Origin of the sequence: Plebeiibacterium marinum (genome assembly GCF_026013615.1) — a bacterium.
Classification (GTDB): Bacteria; Bacteroidota; Bacteroidia; order Bacteroidales; family Marinilabiliaceae; genus Saccharicrinis; species Saccharicrinis marinus_A.
The window spans coordinates 1-21391 of sequence record NZ_JAPDPI010000027.1; the positions used below are offsets into that span (position 1 = coordinate 1).

Genomic DNA, 21391 nt, shown 5'->3' on the forward strand with positions numbered 1-21391 from the left:
CAACGTCCTGTAGGGACAGCTCATTCATTTTTGAAGAAAGACATTACAAAAGCCTGTCTTTTAAATATGAGTATCTAATTTTCCTAAAAGAATATGACATTGAGTATAATAAACAATAGTTCGTTAATTTTTTTATAAGTGTAAGAATATGAGATATTTAATAAAGTCAACTTAAGTTAGGTAAAAATCTTATTTTAAGCATCCTGCAAAAAAGTCTCTTATCTCTTATCTCTTATCTAAAATCTAACGATCTGTTATTAATTAGGGTCTGTTTTTTTTAATGAAGCCAATAGTTGTTTTAATAAAATAGACAAGATTTTATGAATCATACCCCCTTCCCCCCATCTTTGATGTGGTACTTCCCCCTGCCCAGGGGAAGATTGATTCCCATGACTTTAAAAGATTTGCATTATATTTGTGTGTATTATCCTGATTTAACTATCATTTAGCAATCTTGTCAACGGAGAAGCAGGTAAAAAACCATCATTTAGCAATCTTGTCATCGGCAAGGCGGGTAAAAAACCATCATTTAGCAATCTTGTCATCGGCAAGGCAGGTAAAAAACCGTCATTTAGCAACCTTGTCAACGTAGAAGTAGGTAAAAAACCATCATTTAGCAATCCTGTCACCGGAGAGGCAGGTAAAAAACCATCATTTAGTAACCTTGTCAACGGCAAGGCAGGTAAAAAACCGTCATTTAGTAACCTTGTCAACGGCAAGGCAGGTAAAAAACCGTCATTTAGCAACCTTGTCAACGGAGAAGCAGGTAAAAAACCATCATTTAGTAACCTTGTCACCGGAGAAGCAGGTAAAAAACCGTCATTTAGCAATCTTGTCACCGGAGAAGCAGGTAAAAAAACATCATTTAGTAACCTTGTCAACGGAGAAGCAGTCCTTATTTCAAAGCCCAATGCTAAGGATGGGGCTGTTATTCTTAAAAAAAAAGTTAAAAATATTGTAATGTGCAGTAGTACAGTGGTGTAGAGAGTGAGCGGCTTAACAAATGTTACATATAATAACATCAAATCTTACAGCTGTGTTAACATTCTTGCCCATATGCAAAACAATATTTAACACGCTTAGCTGACACATCAAATACATTTGCATAGAGTTAAATCAGTTCAGTTTATTTAAAATCATAATTCTATGAATGTAAGAAAAATCAAAAAAGAAATTTCTGTTTTTAGGGATATACGGCAGTATTTATTCTATACAGGAATTGTATTGATGTTATTGTTAACAACGTCTGCCTGGGGGCAAACTGAAAGGACTTTGAATGGGACTGTTGTTTCTGCAACAGATGGGATGCCAATTCCCGGGGTTAATGTTATTGTTAAAGGAACAACCAATGGAACGGTAACTAATATTGATGGAGGCTTTTCAATTAAAGTAAATGAAAATGAAGTGCTTTTGTTTTCATTTATAGGATTTAAAATGCAGGAAGTATTAATTACCGATCAGGTTAGTTTAAATATTACTTTGCAGGAGGATGTATCAGAATTTGATGAAGTTGTGGTTGTTGGTTATGGTGTTCAGCAAAAGAAATTAGTTACCGGAGCTACAGTTCAGGTTAAAGGTGACCAAATTCAAAAGCAAAATACCACAAGTCCGCTTCAGGCAATGCAGGGACAAACTCCCGGGGTTAATATTTCTTCCACTTCAGGTCAGCCGGGAGCTGATATGAAAGTAACTATTCGTGGTTTAGGAACGGTTGGTAATTCAGGCCCTCTTTACATTATTGATGGTGTACAGGGAGATATTTCAACATTGAATGCCAGCGATATTCAAAGTATCGATGTATTGAAAGATGCGGCCTCAGCTGCAATTTACGGTTCACAGGCAGCTAACGGTGTGGTTTTGGTAACTACAAAACAAGGTAAAGCAGGATCTGCTCAGGTTGTTTTTGATGCTTATTATGGTGTGCAAAATGTAATGAGTACTACCAACATGCTTAATAGAGAAGAGTATATTACTATTATGCAGGAACAGGCATTAAATTCAGGATCTGCATTATATGACGCCAGTGTTTTTGATGGTGCTGCTAATACGGATTGGGTTAACCAAATGTTTTATGACGATGCAGTTACACAAAATTATTCTTTAGGTATTAATGGAGGTACAGAAAGTTCTGTTTATGCCATGTCAATGAATTATACAGGACAGGAAGGTATTGTGGGAGGACCGGATGTTTCAAATTATGAGCGATATGGTTTCAGAATTAATACAGAGCATAAATTATATGATAATGTATTAAAAGTAGGGCAACATTTAAATTTTAACTACATTAAAAACAACGGTATTAGTGTAGGTAACCAATACAACAATACTTTAAGAGGTGCATTTACAACCTCACCGTTAGCTCCGGTTTACAGTGATAATAATATTTATGATAGTCCTTATAACGATACATCAAACTCCTTGTGGTATAAAGGAGATGGTAATCCTTATGGATCTATGATGACCAATACAAATAACGAAAATGATGGTCAAAAACTTTTAGGTGATGTATATGCTGAATTAGAGCCCATTAAAAACTTAAAGGTGAAAACTCTGTTTGGTTTTAATTACTATGCCAACGAGTACAGAAGTTATAGCCCTTTATATCAGTTTTCTATTTATGCCTACAATAATGACCATACATCTGTATCTCAGAGTATGAGTAAAGGTCATACCATGACATGGACTAATACAGCCAGCTATAATTTTGAATTAGAAGGCGGTCATAAATTTGATGTTTTAGCAGGTATGGAAGCCATTCGTTATCAGGGAACAAATCTTTCAGCTTCTAACTGGAATTTACTAAGTCAGTTTGATGATTTTGCACATGCATATATTGATAATACCTCCGGCCAGGCTACATTACAAAAAGATGAAGATGGTAATGCAACCGGCGTTGTGGAAACAAAAGGAGTTGGAGGTGGCCCATCTGTAAAATCGCGTAGATTATCATATTTCGGGCGTTTAGCATATAATTATAAAGAGAAATATATGTTTAATGCCACTTTAAGAGCTGATGCATCTTCAAAATTTGCTGACGGAAACCGTTGGGGATATTTCCCATCAGCTTCTGCCGGATGGGTGGTAAGCAACGAATCGTTTATGCAAAGTGTTTCTTCATGGATGAACTTCTTAAAATTAAGAGTAAGTTGGGGACAAGTTGGTAACCAGAATATTTCAGATTTCCAATATGCTTCACCAATGAATACTTCTACAAGTTATTCATCCAGTGACCCTGCTGCAAATTATGTATTTGGAACTTCATTGGTAAATACTCCGGGATCATACCCAAGTCGTTTATCAAATCTAAATGTTAAATGGGAAACTTCAGAACAAACTAATATTGGTTTTGATGCTTACTTTTTAAACAGCAGATTAGGTGTTAATGGTGATTTTTATATTAAAACAACTAAGGATTGGTTAGTACAGGCACCCATTTTAGCTACCGCAGGAGCAGGAGCACCTTATATTAATGGTGGTGATGTTAAAAACACAGGTATTGAATTAGCGCTTTCATGGAACGATAATATTGGAGATTTTACTTATTCAATTGGAGTTAATGGAGCTTACAATAAAAACGAAGTAGGAAGCATTCCTACAGAAGATGGAATTATTCACGGTTCAACCAACATGTTGTATGATAACAGTGAGGAATTTTACAGAGCTCAAAATGGTTATGAAATTGGATACTTCTGGGGATATGAAACAGCAGGTATTTTCCAAAGCTATGAAGATATTGAAAACTGGAAAGCTGCAGGAAATGGAATTTTACAATCAAATGTAAAACCTGGAGATGTGAAATTTGTAGATCAGAAACAAGATGGTGTTATTAATGCTGATGATAAAGTAGATTTAGGATCAGGTATTCCGGATATTACTTACGGTCTTAACTTAAATCTGGGATATAAAAACTTTGATTTTTCAGTAACAGCAAATGGCGTTATCGGAAATAAAATAGTACAGTCTTACCGTAACCACTCTAATAAACAAGCCAACTATACCACAGCTATTTTAGATCGTTGGACAGGCGTGGGAACTTCTAATAAAATGCCAAGGGTTACAGAAACTAATATTAACTGGCAATTCTCTGACTTATATCTTCAGGATGGAGACTTTTTAAGGATCAGCAATGTGGCTGTAGGTTATGATTTTAGTAAACTGATTAAATGGTCGCCATTAAGTCAGTGCAGAGTTTATGCTGCAGTACAAAATGCTTTTACTTTCACAAAGTATAATGGTATGGATCCTGAAATTGGATATGGTACATCAAGCTGGGTATCAGGTATTGATTTGGGATATTATCCTCGTCCAAGAACTTATTTGGTTGGAGTAAATCTTAAATTTTAATGAGTAAAATATTATTCTTATGAACAAGTTAAAACAAAATATATTAGCAATAGGAGTTCTGAGTTTAGGGATGTTTTCTTGTAGCGAATCATACCTTGACGTAGAACCGGAAACATCAATTTTTGATAGTAACTACTACAAAACTGTAGAAGATTTTGAAATGGCTCTTGTTGGATGTTACGATGGTTATCAGGTAACTACCTCAAATGGAAATCAGTCGTTTTATGTAACTTCTGAAATTTTATCGGACAACTGCTTTGGAGGTACCGGTAATACTGATGGAAGAGATGCTCAGGTTCTTGATAGATTTGATATATCGCAATCTCCTTCCGATAACAATATTTTCAACGGTACATGGAGCGATTATTACGCAGGTATTTTCAGATGTAATAAGTTACTTCAAAAGATGGCTGAAATGAATTGGGAAGGAAAAGAAGAAGATCAGGTTAGAATTGAAGGTGAAACCCGTTTTTTAAGAGCTAAATTGTACTTTGATTTAGTACGGTTATTTAATAGAATCCCTCTGCTAACAGAGCCTTCAACTGATAATATTCCTCAGTCGGAACCTGCTGCTGTTTATAAATTGATCGCTGAAGATTTAAAATTTGCATCAGAAAATCTTGATTCACCGGCTTATTCACCAGAGTGGGCTGCCGAAAACGATGGCAGAGTAACTCAATGGGCTGCTAAAGCACTTTTGGGAAGAGTATTTTTATTCTATACAGGTTATTACGGACAATCAAATATTGAAGGAATTGTTGATAATGCGTATGTATTAGCAGGTCTCGAAAATGTGATTAGCCAAGGTGGATTTGGGCTGGTTGAAGAATATAAAAATTTATGGGAAGCTGCATCTTCAGTACCTGATGTTGAAAGTAATACGCTTGAAACAACATGGGCCGGAAGAGGAAATAAAGAAGCTGTATTTACTCAAAAATTTAATTATACACAGGATTATAATGGAAATCTTGATGGAAACCGCTGGTTAGTTATGATGGGAATGCGTAATACAAACTTTTCACCTTATGGTAAAGGATGGGGAGCATGTACAGTTAACCCGGAACTTTTTAAAGACTATGACTCTAATGATGCACGTAAAAAAGCATCTGTCATTGACATTGTTGGAGAAGGTATTGATGCCACATTTGATTTTAAAGATCAACGTGAATACACTGGATATTCTAATAAAAAGTATACACCAATGTGTTTGCCTGACGGAACCACAGTATTAGAAGGACTTGGAGATGGTAATTTTCAACATTCACAATATCAGGATTTTATTGTAATTCGTTATGCTGATGTGTTGTTAATGGCTGCTGAGCTAGGTAGCTCAAATGCTCAATCGTATTATGATCAGGTAAGAACAAGAGCTGGATTAACAACTAAAACAGTTAGTAAAGAGAATTTATTGGATGAGCGTCGTTTTGAGTTTGCGTTTGAAGGTTTAAGATATTGGGATTTACTTCGTCAGGGAGTTTCTGTAGCTGCATCTGCCATTGCTGTTTCAAATTATGCAGTATTGAGTGGAAATGCTGAAGATGAGGTAACCATTGATGCTGGTAACATTACCACGACTCAAGGTTTTATGCAGATTCCAAATACTCAGATTACCTTATCTGATGGAGTGTTGAAACAAAATGCCGGTTGGGAATAATTTTAAATTAAACGACAATGAAACATTTGAATAATATATTATCATTTATATTAATAGTATTCTTAGTTGGAGCATGTACTCCTGATGAATACAGCTTGGGTGATACGGATATTCAGCCAGAAGAACTGGTTGAAGGAATTGCTTATACCATCACCCATGATAGCGAGAACCCAAATATTGTTTACTTAACAAGTTTAATGGGGTCGGAATATACACCTCTATGGAATCATCCACAAGGGAGAAGCCAGGATAAAGTGGTTACGCTGAAAATTCCTTTTGCAGGAACTTATGAAGTGCGATTTGGAGTTCAAACACGCGGTGGATATGTATACGGCGAAACGGTTACTTTTGATGTGGACCAAATGTATGCCGGTTTTATTGAAGATGAACTTTGGACTTTAATTTCAGGAGGGCAGGGCAAATCTAAAACCTGGTACTTAGATCTCGATGGGGAACAAACATCTCGCTTTTTTGGTAGTCCTATCTGGTTTTTTACTGATACTTATGAATGGGATAACTTGCATAATGCAGCAGGAGATAACTATATTGATGCTGATGTTTGGGATGCTAAAAGTGCTATTCTTCCAAACCTGCAGGAGAGTGGTGAAGCTGTGTGGTATTGGTCTGCAGATTGGGCAGGGAACCAATGGATGTGCGATGCTGCTGATTTTGGTACGATGACTTTTGATTTGATTGGAGGGGCTAACTTAACAGTAGATCAAACAGCTTATTCCACAACTATTGGTGGAGGAGCTGTTCAGAATGGATCTTACATGTTGGATACAGAAAAGCATACCATTAAGTTTACTGATGCTTTACCGGTGCATGACGAAAACAGAGATGCCGGGGTGACTTCAGCAACAGAGTTCCGTATTTTATATGCTTCTGAAGATTTTCTTCAAATTTTAGTAGTTCCTGAAGGAGCTTGCTACAATTATATTTCAAAAGATTTTAGAGATAACTGGACTCCGGAAGAAGAAGGTGATCCTGAACCCGAACTACCTGAAGGTTGGCAAGACGATATATCAACTGTAACTTCAACTTCAATCAAGTGGGTTCTGTCTTCGGAAACCCCATTTAATTGGGCAAACCTGGATGGTTCATTAATGAACGAAGGCTGGGTGTCTGCTGATACTTATGCTGACTGGACTGGTATGAATGCTGATGTTCCTGCTACCTACGCTGATTTTTCGTTAACAATAAATGCCTCAAATAATTCAGTGGCTATGATATTGCCGGATGGAACTGAATCGGAAGGAACATATGAGTTAGATGAAAAAGGAATATATACTTTCACAGGAGTGAAGCCGGAATTTAATATTTGTTCAATGGTTAACCTGTCAACTACAGCCGAAAACCAATGGCGTATCTTGTCTATAGAAAAAGATGCCTTAGGAGCGGTTTCTGGTATGTGGGTTGGTGCTCTGGCAGCAGATAAACCTGAATATATGTGCTATAAACTGATACCGGAAGTCGGTGGAGGTGGAGAAGATGCATCTCTTGCTATTAAAGAGATACTTACTTCGCAAGTTTGGAAATTAGATTCGGAAAGAACTTATGATGTAGCTACTAGCTGGGGAGCTGAGCAAGGTCCTGTAATCTTTTCAGATTTTTCAACCTGGGCATGGAATCCTCAGGCAGGAGAACATTATGCTTCAGGAGAGGCCGGAGTAGATTATGGCACCATGCAGTTCAACATGGATGGTACAGTAACTGTGAATCAGCGTAAACGTGTTTATACTTATGTAGATGGTGATACCGGAGAAACAAAGGAACGTCATGGGTCTCCTGAAGAGGGTGATGTTCTGGATTCAGAAGAAGTTGTTTCGCTTACGGGATCATGGAGTATTGATATTGATAACAATAAGCTGTTGATGACTGTAGGAGCAGTTCATCCGTGGACAACAGATTATTATGTTTTGAATTGGGGTGATTTAGATATTTATAAAATAGAGAATAATGTTTTGATACTAAAAGCTATGCGGGATGCAGAAAGATCTGGAGAGGATGCTTTTGGTATGGCATATGTTTTTGTCCCTGAAAACTAGATAAATATAAAATAAATAAGTTCTATTTTAAGAGTTTCGGAACGGTTCTGTATGAGGGTTTTGTGGTGCAGAGCCGTTCCAAATTGTTTTTTGAACAACATACAGATATATAAATAATAAACACAATGAAACTACACCACATATTATTCTCCATATGGATTGGGGTAATGTTTTTTGGAGGGTGCTCAAAGGATGAAACAACAACAATACCTGAGCTGGTGCTTTCTGTAGATAGGTTTGATTTATCAAAGGCTGGCGAGAGTAAAACCTTTCATATTAAAAGTAATGTCGATTGGAGTATTGAAAGTTCTGAAACGTGGTGTACGGTAATGCCTTTATCTGGTTTTGCAGGGACTAATGCCATCACGATCACTTCATCAGAGAATACTTCTTATGAAACCAGGGAATCAGTAGTTACCGTAAAAGCTGGTGATTTAAGCAAAACCTTAACCGTCAGTCAAAATCAGGATTACCTTCTGGCTCTTAACCAGGCTTCTTTTAACATACTTTCTGATGGAGGGGATGTGGATGTTAGTATGCAGATTTCTGACGATTTTAATGTTGAAATTGATGTGGACTGGATCTCCCAAAAATCACTGAAGTCGGTTGCCGACTCAATCCTGACCTTTAAAGTGGAAGCCAATAATACCACTTTAAGCCGCCAGGGTAATATTACTTTTACTTTAAATGATATTACCGAAACAGCAGTTATTAAGCAGTCCGGAATAGATATCAGCATCCCGGCAGATGAAACAGGGGTGGAAAGTGATGCGATGACATTGGCATCAAAAATGATAGTGGGCTGGAATATCGGAAATTCTATGGAAGTTCCCGGAGGTGAAACCCTATGGGGCAATCCTGTCGTTTCTAAACAACTCATCGATGGGATTAAGGATGCCGGTTTTAATGCAATCCGTATCCCTTGTGCCTGGGACAGTTATCTGGAAGACCAAACCAATTACAAAATTAAAGATGAATGGTTAGCCCGCGTTAAAGAAGTAGTAGATTACTGCGTAGATAATCAGATGTACACCATCCTTAATATACACTGGGATGGCGGCTGGCTCGAAGAACATCCTATGTATGAATATCAGGACGAAGTAAACAGGAAACAGGAAATATTATGGAAGCAGATTGCTGTTTATTTTCGCGATTATGATGAGCACTTGCTTTTTGCCGGAACAAATGAAGTGCGCAAAGACTATAATACTCCTTCAAATGAAAATATAGAGGTTCAGGAGTCGTATGTTCAAACCTTTGTGGATGCAGTCAGGGCTACAGGTGGTAAAAATGCATACCGTAACCTGGTGGTTCAGACCTATAACACAGTTATTGATCATGGGATAAATTTAAACACAATGCCAGTTGATGTGGTTGATAACCGCCTGATCCTTGAAGTACATTATTACGATCCCTATGATTTTACCATAAAAACTGATGATGTATTTAATACACAATGGGGCCAAGGGTATGCAGATGTTTCTAACTGGGGACAGGAAGATTACCTGGAGGCGCAATTTCAAAAATTAAAAACAAAGTATATTGATAATGATATACCTGTAATTATTGGCGAATATTCAGCCATGCTTCGGGGTGATATGTCTGAGGAAGCTCAGGCCTTACATGAAGAATCCCGTAATTATTATCACAAAAAAATAAATGAAGTGGCAAAAGCAAAAGGGATAACCACTTTTTATTGGGATAATGGATATACTACCAAAAATGCTTCCGGGCTATTTAACCGCGCAACAGGTGAACCTGTTCATACGGATGCCATTGAGGCCATAGTAAACGTATATAAATAAAACAAAATATAATGGAAAAGTTAAAATGTTGGATAAAAGGGTTTTGTATTTTTGTTGTCATTGGGTTTGTGGCAGTTTCCTGCTCCAAAACCGGATATGAGAACAGACAGGACGGCATACTGATAAGGCCGTTAAATGTGGGTTCTGAAGATGCAAAAACAATAAAAATACAGGTTGTTTCTGATGATATTGTTCGGGTAACGGCTACACCGGAAGAGGATTTGCGAAAACGGGAAAGTTTAATTCTGGTAGAGCAAAAAGATGCACAGGCAGACTATAATGTTATTGAAAAAGATGGCATGCTGCATATTACAACAGGTAAGTTGTTGGTTAAAGCTTCATTACAAACCGGAGCGGTATCGTTTTTTGACAAGGACGGAAACAAATTATTAAAAGAAGAAGCAGGAGGGCATAAAAAGTTTACCCCCATATCAGTTGACGGATATGAAGGATATACTTTTAAACAGGTATTTGAATCGCCTGAAGATGAAGCATTTTATGGATTAGGGCAGCATCAGAGTGATGAGTGGAATTACAAAGGTAAAAACGAGGAATTATATCAATACAATACAAAAGTGTCTGTGCCGTTTGTAGTGTCCAATAAAAACTATGGTATTCTTTGGGATAACTATTCGCTCACACGTTTTGGAAATCCCGGGGAGTATGATCAGTTGTCGCAATTTAAATTGTACAACAAAGATGGTAAAGAAGGTGGTTTGTCTGCTACTTATATAACGGCTTCGGGAAGAATATTTGCCCAAAAAGATGAGTCGGAAATTGATTATGAGCATTTGGAAACAGTAAAGAAATTTCCCCAGGGTTTTCCCTTCAATAATTCGGAAATTGTATGGGAAGGCGAAATTGAAGCACAAGAGTCTGGTATTTATCATTTTAAATTGTATTACGCAGGTTATACAAGAGTTGAGGTAGATAGAAAAGAAGTGGTGAAGGAACGCTGGCGTACCGCATGGAATCCTAATACATATAAGTTTACTGTTGAGTTAGAAAAAGGGGAACGCGTACCAATTAAATTAGACTGGAAACCGGATGGTGGGATATCCTACATAGGATTAAAAGCTTTGAGTCCGCGCTCCACAAACGATCAGGGAAAACTGGCTTTATGGTCAGAAATGGGGCAGGAACTTGATTACTATTTTATCCATGGCGATAATATGGATAAGATTATCAGCGGGTACCGAAAGTTAACAGGTAAAGCTACCATATTGCCTCGCTGGGCTTATGGTTTTTGGCAAAGCCGCGAGCGTTATAAAACACAGGATGAGATTGTGGGTACTTTAGCCGAGTTCCGTAAGCGCCATATTCCCATCGATAATATTGTGCAGGATTGGTCGTACTGGGAAGAAGATCAGTGGGGAAGCCATAAATTTGACCCGGCGCGCTTCTCCGATCCGCAAAAAATGATGGACGACATCCATAGCATGAATGCACGGTGTATGATTTCTGTCTGGCCTAAATTTTATCACAATACTGATAATTACAAGGAGTTGAATGCCAAAGGATATATTTACCAAAAGGCTATAGAGGACAGTATTCGTGATTGGATCGGGAAAGGATATATTGGTTCTTTTTATGATCCATATAGTCAGGGTGCACGAGATTTGTTTTGGGAACAAATGAAAGATAACATCTATAAGTATGGAATGGATGCCTGGTGGATGGATGCCTCGGAACCGGATGTTTTGTCAAATGCAAGTATGGAGTATCGAAAAGAGTTATGCGGGCCAACAGCTATTGGCTCATCCACAGAGTTTTTTAATACTTATGCATTAATGAATGCAGATGCCATTTATAAGGGACAACGAAACGTGGATCCGAATAAAAGGGTGTTTTTGTTAACACGTTCAGGATTTGCCGGTTTACAACGTTATGCAACTGCTACATGGAGTGGTGATATTGGTACCCGTTGGGAGGATATGAAAGCGCAGATTACCGCAGGTATGAACTTTGCCTTATCCGGCATTCCGTATTGGACCATGGATATTGGTGGCTTTTGTGTTGAGAAACGTTATGAAACTGCTAAAGAGGGCAGTGAAGATCAAAATGAATGGCGGGAACTAAATACCCGATGGTACCAGTTTGGAACTTTTGTTCCTCTTTACAGGGCTCACGGACAATTTCCGTACAGGGAGGTGTGGCATATTGCACCCCAAAGCCATAAGGCATATAAGAGTATTGTTTATTACAATAAACTGCGCTATCGTTTAATGCCTTATATATACTCGCTGGCAGGACAGGTTTACTTTAATGATTATACCATCATGCGTGCATTGGTTATGGATTTTGGCAGTGACACACAGGTCGAGAATATTGATGACCAGTATATGTTTGGGCCATCTTTAATGGTTTGTCCGGTTTATGAATATAAAGCACGTGAGCGCGGGGTATATTTGCCACAGGGTTCCAATTGGTATAATGCTGATAACGGGGATTATTTACAAGGAGGACAGACTATAACAGCAAAAGCTCCTTACGAAAGAATGCCAATGTATATTAAGGCAGGTTCGATTTTACCAGTAGGCCCCGAAATTGAATATACCGACGAAAAATTGGATGGAATGGTTAAATTAGTAGTTTATACTGGTGCTGATGGGAAATTTGAAATATACGAAGATGAGGGGCTTAACTATAATTATGAAAAAGGGAATTATGCTACTATTCCAATTTCATGGTCGCAACAAGATGGTGTATTAACAATAGGTGAGCGTAAAGGCGATTTTGAGGGGATGCTTAAAGAACGGGATTTCGAAATCGTATTTGCATCTGAAAAAAATAAAGTAGGTTTCAATTTTGATGGCTTCAAAGGCCAGGTGGTTAAGTATTCAGGAGATCCTGTTCAGGTTAAATTGCAATAACAGATAATTATGAATCGATTTAGTTTAAGTTTAGTAATACTAATTGTGGCAGTCTTTGGCATAAAGGCTCAAGGTAAACAAGATATTGAAAAACGGATTGATGAAATTTTAGCCCGGCTAACTTTGGAAGAAAAAGTGGCCATGTGTCATGCGCAATCCAAGTTCAGTTCACCAGGCGTACCCCGCCTGGGTATTCCTGAGATATGGATGTCGGATGGCCCACATGGTGTGAGGGGAGAAATTAATTGGGATAACTGGGGATATGCCGGCTGGACTAATGATTCCATCACCGCTTTTCCTGCATTAACGTGTTTAGCGGCCACTTTTAATCCTGATTTATCATACCAATATGGTGTTGCTGTTGGAGAAGAAGCGCGTTATCGTAAGAAAGACATTTTATTGGGGCCGGGTGTAAATATTTACCGCACCCCATTAAATGGGCGTAACTTTGAATATATGGGCGAAGATCCGAAGTTGGCATCTGTTATGGTTGTGCCATATGTAAAAGGTGTGCAGTCTAATGGTGTGGCGGCCTGTGTAAAGCATTATGTATTAAATAACCAGGAACATTGGCGTGGACATATTAACGTAGAAGTCAGCGACCGTGCTTTGCATGAAATATATTTGCCGGCCTTTAAAGCGGCAGTGCAACAGGCAGGTGTTTGGTCTATTATGGGAGCTTACAACCAGTTCCGTGGACAGCATACAACCCATAATAAAATGCTCATGAACGATATTTTAAAAGGAGATTGGGGATTTGATGGCGTAGTTGTTTCAGACTGGGGAAGTGCACATGATACTAAAGAAGCGGCATTGTATGGTCTGGATATTGAAATGGGATCATGGACAAACGGGTTAACTTCATCCATTGATTTGGCTTATGATAATTATTACCTGGCAAAACCGTTCCTGAAATTGCTAAAAGAAGGAGAGATTGAAGAAGCTGTATTAAATGACAAAGTCCGTCGTATCCTTCGTTTAATGCTACGTACCAATATGGATCCTGCCCGAAAATTTGGATGTGCCAACAACGAAGCGCATTCTGCAGTGGCCAGAAAAGTAGCTGCAGATGGTATTGTTCTCTTGAAAAACGAAAATCAGTTTTTCCCGCTTAACGCCGATAAGAAAATGACCATTGCAGTCATTGGTGAAAATGCTACCCGTTCGCTCACAGTAGGAGGAGGATCTTCGGAATTAAAGGCAAAATATGAAATATCTCCACTTGATGGCATAAAAAGTCGTTTCAGTAATGCTACCGTACTTTATTCTATGGGGTATGCATCAGGGCCATCGGCATACGGAAGGGTGATACCATCAAGCCTTGACGCAGATTCTTTGGTGAACGCAGCTGTTAAAGTGGCTTCAGAAGCCGATTTGGTATTGTATGTGGGCGGATTAAATAAAAACCACCATCAGGACTGTGAAGGTGATGATAGAAAGCAATTTAAATTGCCTTTTGGGCAGGATGAGTTGATCAGTAAAATTTTGGCAGCAAACACCAATACAGGTATTGTACTCGTAAGTGGCAATGCTGTCGAAATGCCTTGGCTGTCGGATATTCAGGGATTGATTCAATGTTGGTATAACGGTAGCGAAGCAGGTAATGCCCTGGCCGATATCCTTTCCGGAGATGTTACTCCATCGGGTAAACTTCCGTTTTCTTACCCTGTTAAGCTAAAAGATAATGCCGCCCACTATTATGGTGAATCATCATATCCGGGAGATAGCATCAATCAATATTATAAAGAGGATATTTTGGTTGGATACAGATGGCATGATACAAAAAAAATAAAACCTGCGTTTGCTTTTGGTTACGGCCTGTCGTATACAAGTTTTGATATTTCAAATATTAAATCAGATAAAAAGGTATATACATCTGATGATACCATAAAGATTGGATGTACTGTAACAAACTCTGGAAAAACCAAGGGTGCTGAAGTGGTGCAGATATATATAGGCAAAACTAAATCGAAAATTAAACGTGCTTTAAAAGAATTAAAAGGATTTAAAAAAATATATCTCAAAGCAGGAGAATATGAAAATGTTGAGATGGAAATCCCTGTAGAAGCATTGAAATTTTATGATGAAAACATTCATGACTGGAACCTGGAAAAAGGCTCATATACCATTTATGTCGGAAATTCATCAGATAATATCATTTATAAGCAAAAAATAAATATAAATTAGTATTTTGAAGGGATAGTAAAAGCTATCCCTTTTTTAATTGATAATATTGGCACAGTTATTTCACACATGAAGAAAGTACAATCCACATTTATTTTGCTCTTTGTTTTGCTTTTGAACGTATCTGCTCAAAAGCAATATTCGTTTCTGCAAGTTAACAATGCTGATGGATTGGTAAATAATCAGATAAACTGTGTTTTAAAAGATTCAAGAGGTTTTATTTGGATTGGTACGGTGGGCGGACTAAGTCGCTATGACGGCATTTCATTTGTGAACTATAAGCATAATGCCTCAGATACCACTTCAGTTATAGATAATTATGTGATCGATATTCAGGAAGATTTCAAAGGGAATCTTTGGGTTGAAACCATGGGGGGATACAATGTTTATGATATACAAAAGGAAAAGTTTTATCGTAATGTTGATAACTACCTGGGAATTGATTTGCAGGATGGCAGTATCGAAAAAGTTTATAGTGACAGCAATAAGCAATTGTGGATAAAGTTGTATGACCATTTATATTATGAAAAATATGACAGCCGGGATTGTTCTGTTAAAAATGTTTTTCTTCCGGCAAGGAAACCGGGATTTTTTGTAATAGATTTTGTCCATGTCAACAATAGCTTTTATTACTTATATAATAATGGAGAAGTTGAAAGTTATGATGATTCAACTTTCCGCTTAGAGTTCAGCGATAGTTTTCTTTCTGGCAAACTAGGACCGGATAGCTTAAGTGCTCAGTTTTTTATTGATGCTGAGAAAGATATTTGGTTTTACGGGAACAACAATGGGGTATATCATTTTAATAACTTAACCAAAAACTGGAAGCATTATTCAATAGATAGCAATCCTGTAAAGCTAACCAGTAACATTATTAAAAAAATAATCCAGGATGATAAGGGCCTGATCTGGATAGGTACCGATCATGGAGGAATTGATGTTCTGAACAAATACTCTGGCGAAATCACAAAAATATATCATCAATCAGGCAATCCTAAAAGTATTGCCCAAAACTCAATTACCGATCTTTATATGGATAATAATAACATTATCTGGATAGGGACATATAAAACCGGTTTAAGTTATTACCACGAAAGCATACATAAATTTCCACATTATATGCACGTGCTATCTGATGATAAAAGCATTCCTTTTAGTGATGTAAATTGTTTTATTGAAGATAAAAAGGGAAACTTGTGGATTGGGACCAATGGAGGAGGTTTAATATACTTTGATAGGGTAAGGAACACTTATACAACCTACAAACACGACAAAGGTGATCCTTTTTCATTGAGCAGTAACGTGGTTGTGAGTGTGTTTATTACTTCAAGGGATGAGCTTTGGGTAGGTACTTTTGCCGGTGGGATAAACCGTTTTGATGGAACCCGTTTTAAGCGTTATCAGGGTGGCGTGTCGCCGGGGTATGGATTAACCAATAATAATATATGGTCAATCCTGGAGGATGATAACCGGCAGGTGTTAGTGGGGACTCTTGGTGGAGGTATTTTAGTTTATAATTATCAAACAGATTCATTCAACCCCTTGCCTAATAAAGGCACAATTACCCCATCTAATAATTCAATATATAAGATATGTAAGCTATCAAATGGCAATTTGTTTATAGGCACTTCAAATGGGATCATTTTTTATGATGTTGAGGAACAGAGATATAAGCATCATCCAAGCGACAATAGGGTGAAATCTTATCCTATTGGAAATAAAACAGTATATGATGTTTTTGAAGATTCGAGAGGTCTGTTGTGGGTGGCTACCCGCGAAGGATTGTATGTTTTTGATCCCGATGATGATTTCTTTAAGTGCTTTACTGAGGTTGATGGGTTGCCTCAGGATATAATAAACTGTATTGAAGAAGATAATTCACATAAAATATGGGTGAGCAAATCCACCGGTCTTAGTCAGATAGTTGTCAATGAGCTGCTGCCGGGAAATGAATGTTCGTTTTCCATTTATGATTATGCAGAAGAAGATGGTTTGCAAGGCAAGGAGTTTAATCCTAATGCAAGTTATAAAACCAAAAAAAACGAGTTGATATTCGGAGGGGCAAATGGTTTTAATTTATTTCAGCCAACGGATATTAAGTATAATAAAGTCTTGCCTCAGGTTGTTTTTACTGACTTTCAGGTGTATAATCAGAAAGTTGTGCCTGATTCAAAAATCCGAAATGTAAAACTTCTGGAACGTTCAGTTACTTCTACAGACCAGATTACCATAAAGCATTCCATGAATGTTTTTTCCATTGATTTTACAGCTTTGGAGTTCTTTATTCCTGAAAAAAACAGGTATCAATATAAACTACAGGGGTTTAACGAAGATTGGTTGATGCTTGAGAATTCACAACAAAAAGTTACCTATACCAATCTAAATGCCGGGGATTATTCTTTTATGGTAAAGGCCTCCAATAATGATGGAATCTGGAACGAAGAATATGCTCAGCTACATATAAAAGTGTTACCACCATTCTATGCAACCCCCTGGGCTTATATATTGTATATTGTTCTTATTCTTTTGTCTTTGGTTTATTACCGTTATTCCATGTTAAAAAGGCAAAAAATAAAGTTTGAACTGGAACAGGAACGGATACAGACAAAACGGAATCACGAAATGGATGAAATGAAACTACGGTTTCTTACAAATATCAGCCACGAGTTTCGTACGCCACTTACATTGATCCTTACCCCTTTGCATAAACTGCTTGAACTTGTTACAACGCAAAAAGAGCACCAGTTGCTAAAAATTATAGATAGCAATGCCCGTCAGCTACTGGATTTGGTCAATCAGCTTCTTGATTTCCGTAAGTTAGAGCTGCATGGCTTAAAATATAATCCTTCATATGGGAATATTGTTAGCTTTTTACAAAAGGTAAGTGATAACTTTCAGGATGCATTTGCTAAAAAAAATATTGAGTTTGTGTTTAAAAGTGGCGCAGAACAGCTAATGCTTTACTTTGATAAGGACAAATTACAAAAAGTGGTTATGAACCTGTTGTCGAATGCTGTAAAGTTTACCCCTGAAAATGGGAAAGTGATGGTTGAGGTAGATATGGATGAGGTTGAAAACAATGTGTATATCACGGTTTCGGACAATGGTATTGGTATAAAAAAAGAAGATCAGGATAAAATATTTGTTCGCTTCTACCAGTCAGAGAACAATAAAAAAATGGGGCTTTCGGGAAGTGGGATAGGTCTTAACCTGGCTCGCGAAATGGTTCAGTTGCACAATGGTACCATAAGTTTTACAAGTGATGAAGGCAGGGGGACAAAGTTTGTTGTTTCATTGCCCGTTGTAATAGGGGAAAATTCGGAACCGATTGATGAAGTGGAAATACAAACAGAAGGGGAGTCTGATTCAATTGCAGAAGTGAAATCAACTACAGAAAATCCCATTATATTATTGGTAGAGGATAATCTTGATTTCCGGACTTTTATGAAAGAAACCTTGCAGGATCGCTTTGTGGTTCATGAAGCTCCGGACGGAAAGATAGGTTTTGATATGGTACATAAGGTTATGCCTGATTTAATCATAAGCGATGTGATGATGCCCAATGTTGATGGACTTGAACTGTGCCAGATGCTTCGTAATGATATTCGCACTTCGCATATTCCTCTCATCTTATTAACTGCCCGAACAGCAGATGAAGATAAAATTAAGGGTTTGGAAATTGGAGCTGACGATTATATTACCAAACCGTTTAACATGGAGTTGCTGTTGCTTAGGGTTACCAAGCTTATTGAGAAAAGGGTTAAAATGCAAAAACAGTTTCAGAAAACTGTAGATATAAAGCCTGGCGATGTACAAATAACCTCTATGGATGAAAAACTGATAAAGAAGGCTGTTGCATTGGTAGAGAAAAACATCTCAGATGGTGAGTTTTCGGTGGAGGATATGAGTAAAAAACTTGGAATGAGCCGTGTTTACCTGTATAAAAAACTGCTGTCTATTACCGGTAAGTCACCTATAGAATTCATACGTATCATCAGGCTTAAACGAGGTGCTCAACTGCTTGATAAGAGTCAAATGCAAATAGCTGAAGTAGCATATGAAGTTGGATTTAACAGTCCAAGGCTGTTTAGTAAATATTTTAAAGAAGAATATGGTATGTTGCCCACTGCCTATATTAAAAGAAATAAACAATAGAGAATCAGTAACTTTCCTGGCTTAAAAGGCTTCAGTAAACCACATCGTAATTAATGCTGTACAATATTACAGTGATTTGAACAGTATTAAATCGTAATCGCTATCCATAGCAATATCTTTAATCATGCATTGGGATTCTAATATCCCGTGTTTGGTTTTTGATAATGTAAAGCAAATTTTGGGCATGAAAATATATGTTATTTGGATTGCGTTTATGTGCACTATACTGTTTGCATGTAAAACTGAAGATCGGGATGAAATTGACCGCTTTGAGGTTGTAGACAGAAACAGTCCCGTAGTATCCCGGTTCGACTCATTAAGTTCTTTGTCAGTTGGCAATGGTAATTTTGCCATGACAGTAGATGCAACCGGTTTGCAGTCATATCCTGAATTATATAAAAATGGAGTTCCATTGGGGACACAAGCTCAGTGGGGGTGGCATTCATTTCCAAATCCGGAAGGGTATCAATTTGAGGAAACTTTAAAGGCTTTCAATTTCAGGGGGCACAATGAAGTTTATTCCGTTCAGTTTAAAGAAAAAGACAGGAAACATTATGCAGCCGATTATTATAGGTGTAATCCACATCGATTACATTTAGGCTATGTGGGATTAGAGATTATGAATTCCAAGGGTAATCAGGTAGATCAAAGTGGAATTAAAGATATTCAGCAAAAACTCCATCTTTGGGATGGGACCATAGAAAGTAATTATACTATTGATGGCGACTCCGTTTCGGTTAAAACAGCTTGCGACCCGAATGTTGATATGGTTAAAGCAGACATTTTATCTCCGCTTATAGCAAAGGATCGGTTAAAAGTTAATCTTAAATTCCCATACCCAACAGGTATGCACTCTGATGATGCATCGGATTGGAATTCTACTAATAAACACAAAACAGAGATTGTTGAGGAAGGTAACGGTTATTGCCTGTTCAAACGAACATTGGATGGTGATGTTTATTTTGTTAAGCTACAATGGAGAGGTAAAGCAACACTAAAAGAAAAGGCGCCACATTACTTTGTTCTGGATCCTGAATCTGTTCATTTTGAGTTTACTTGTGCATTTTTTGATAAGACCCCTGAAAAAAACGAGCTTCCCCTGCCTGATGTAATGCAAACAGCATCGAATTACTGGCAATCTTTTTGGAAAGAAGGAGGGATTATTGATTTTTCAGGATGTACAGATGAGAGGGCTTCTGAACTGGAACGACGTGTTGTTTTATCGCAATATTTAATGGCTATTCAATGTGCAGGAAATATTCCGCCTCAGGAAACAGGACTGACGTATAACAGTTGGTTTGGTAAGTTCCACCTGGAAATGCACTGGTGGCATGCTGTACATTTTGCATTATGGAACCATATTGAATTATTGGAACGTAGTTTAGATTGGTATTCCAAAGCCTGTCCTGTGGCTAAATCCATTGCTCAAAGGCAGGGATTTGAAGGTGTCCGATGGATGAAAATGACTGATCCATCAGCAAAAGAAGCTCCATCGTCCACGGGTTCATTTTTAATCTGGCAACAGCCTCATTTTATCTATATGGCTGAACTGGTATATCGTAACCATCCATCGATTGAGGTTATTAATAAATATGGTGATCTGGTTGAAGAAACGGCAAAGTTTATGGCATCTTTTGCAACATATAACGAAGTTGAAAAACGGTATGTGTTAAAAGGACTCATCCCGGCACAGGAAACCCTGAGGGCGTCAGAAACCATTAACCCACCTTTTGAATTGTCGTACTGGTATTATGCTTTAGATGTTGCTCAAAAATGGAGAGAAAGAGCCGCGAAAGGAAGGGATGCCAATTGGGATGAATTGATTCAAAAACTTTCTTCTTTGGCGTCAAAGGATGGTTTGTACCTGGCCGCCGAGGATGCCATAGATACTTATGAGGATATTAGGTTTACCTCTGACCATCCTGCTGTTTTGGGAGCTTTGGGCATCCTTCCTCAATGCAGATTGGTCCGTCCTGATTATATGAAGAATACCTTGCAATGGATTTGGGGTAACTGGAACTGGGAGAAAACCTGGGGATGGGATTATCCGATGACAGCAATGTGTGCAGCCCGTATTGGAGAGCCGGATAAGGCAGTTGGTGCCTTGATGATGGATAAAAGGACCAATACTTATTTGGTAAATGGCCATAATTATCAGGATAGCCGTTTAAGGGTGTATTTACCTGGAAACGGAGGTTTGCTTACAGCTGTTGCCATGATGTGTGCCGGTTGGGATGGTAATGTGGTTGAAAACCCGGGATTTCCCAAAGATGGAACATGGGATGTGAAATGGGAAGGATTAAAGCCGATGCCGTAAATTAAAGAATA

The 21391-nt window shown here is 37.9% G+C and carries 9 protein-coding genes; 8 read left to right on the forward strand and 1 reads right to left on the reverse strand.

The genetic code is table 11. The features are described 5' to 3' along the window. Positions 1-434 precede the first annotated feature (434 nt). The gene (locus OM074_RS13350; RefSeq protein WP_301200218.1) at positions 435-881 is read right to left on the reverse strand and encodes a hypothetical protein; all 447 of its coding nucleotides are present in this window, start codon (positions 879-881) and stop codon (positions 435-437) included. Positions 882-1146: 265 nt separating this feature from the next. On the opposite strand from OM074_RS13350, the gene OM074_RS13355 reads away from it, so the two are divergent. The 8 genes from OM074_RS13355 (at position 1147) to OM074_RS13390 (ending at position 21380) form a co-directional block, all read left to right on the forward strand. Next, positions 1147-4344: a SusC/RagA family TonB-linked outer membrane protein gene (locus OM074_RS13355; protein ID WP_301200220.1), complete on the forward strand. Its 3198-nt coding sequence runs from the start codon at positions 1147-1149 to the stop codon at positions 4342-4344. Between the two features lie 19 nt (positions 4345-4363). Continuing rightward, positions 4364-5998, forward strand: coding sequence for a RagB/SusD family nutrient uptake outer membrane protein (locus tag OM074_RS13360; RefSeq protein WP_301200222.1), 1635 nt, complete (start codon positions 4364-4366; stop codon positions 5996-5998). 17 nt (positions 5999-6015) lie between these two features. Further along, entirely contained in the window at positions 6016-8046 is a 2031-nt protein-coding gene (locus OM074_RS13365) for a hypothetical protein (RefSeq protein ID WP_301200224.1), read from the forward strand. A gap of 125 nt (positions 8047-8171) precedes the next feature. Further along, positions 8172-9851: a cellulase family glycosylhydrolase gene (locus OM074_RS13370; RefSeq protein WP_301200225.1), complete on the forward strand. Its 1680-nt coding sequence runs from the start codon at positions 8172-8174 to the stop codon at positions 9849-9851. Between the two features lie 11 nt (positions 9852-9862). Next, positions 9863-12724 carry a TIM-barrel domain-containing protein gene (locus OM074_RS13375; protein WP_301200227.1) on the forward strand — a complete coding sequence of 954 codons (2862 nt, stop codon included), beginning with the start codon at positions 9863-9865 and terminating at the stop codon, positions 12722-12724. Positions 12725-12733: 9 nt separating this feature from the next. Then, a complete protein-coding gene (locus OM074_RS13380; RefSeq protein ID WP_301200229.1) occupies positions 12734-14911 on the forward strand; it encodes a glycoside hydrolase family 3 C-terminal domain-containing protein in 2178 nt (725 codons plus the stop codon). A gap of 66 nt (positions 14912-14977) precedes the next feature. After that, positions 14978-19063, forward strand: a complete 4086-nt coding sequence (locus OM074_RS13385; protein WP_301200231.1) for a hybrid sensor histidine kinase/response regulator transcription factor — start codon at positions 14978-14980, stop codon at positions 19061-19063. 124 nt (positions 19064-19187) lie between these two features. Next, positions 19188-21380 (forward strand): hypothetical protein, encoded by a 2193-nt coding sequence (locus OM074_RS13390; RefSeq protein ID WP_301200233.1) that lies wholly within the window; start codon positions 19188-19190, stop codon positions 21378-21380. The last annotated feature ends 11 nt before the right edge of the window (positions 21381-21391 follow it).

Coding starts and splice junctions, on each gene's coding strand:
- OM074_RS13355 (WP_301200220.1), top strand. CDS start 1,147: ATGAATGTAAGAAAAATCAAAAAAGAAATTTCTGTTTTTAGGGATATA.
- OM074_RS13375 (WP_301200227.1), top strand. CDS start 9,863: ATGGAAAAGTTAAAATGTTGGATAAAAGGGTTTTGTATTTTTGTTGTC.
- OM074_RS13365 (WP_301200224.1), top strand. CDS start 6,016: ATGAAACATTTGAATAATATATTATCATTTATATTAATAGTATTCTTA.
- OM074_RS13380 (WP_301200229.1), top strand. CDS start 12,734: ATGAATCGATTTAGTTTAAGTTTAGTAATACTAATTGTGGCAGTCTTT.
- OM074_RS13360 (WP_301200222.1), top strand. CDS start 4,364: ATGAACAAGTTAAAACAAAATATATTAGCAATAGGAGTTCTGAGTTTA.
- OM074_RS13385 (WP_301200231.1), top strand. CDS start 14,978: ATGAAGAAAGTACAATCCACATTTATTTTGCTCTTTGTTTTGCTTTTG.
- OM074_RS13390 (WP_301200233.1), top strand. CDS start 19,188: ATGCATTGGGATTCTAATATCCCGTGTTTGGTTTTTGATAATGTAAAG.
- OM074_RS13370 (WP_301200225.1), top strand. CDS start 8,172: ATGAAACTACACCACATATTATTCTCCATATGGATTGGGGTAATGTTT.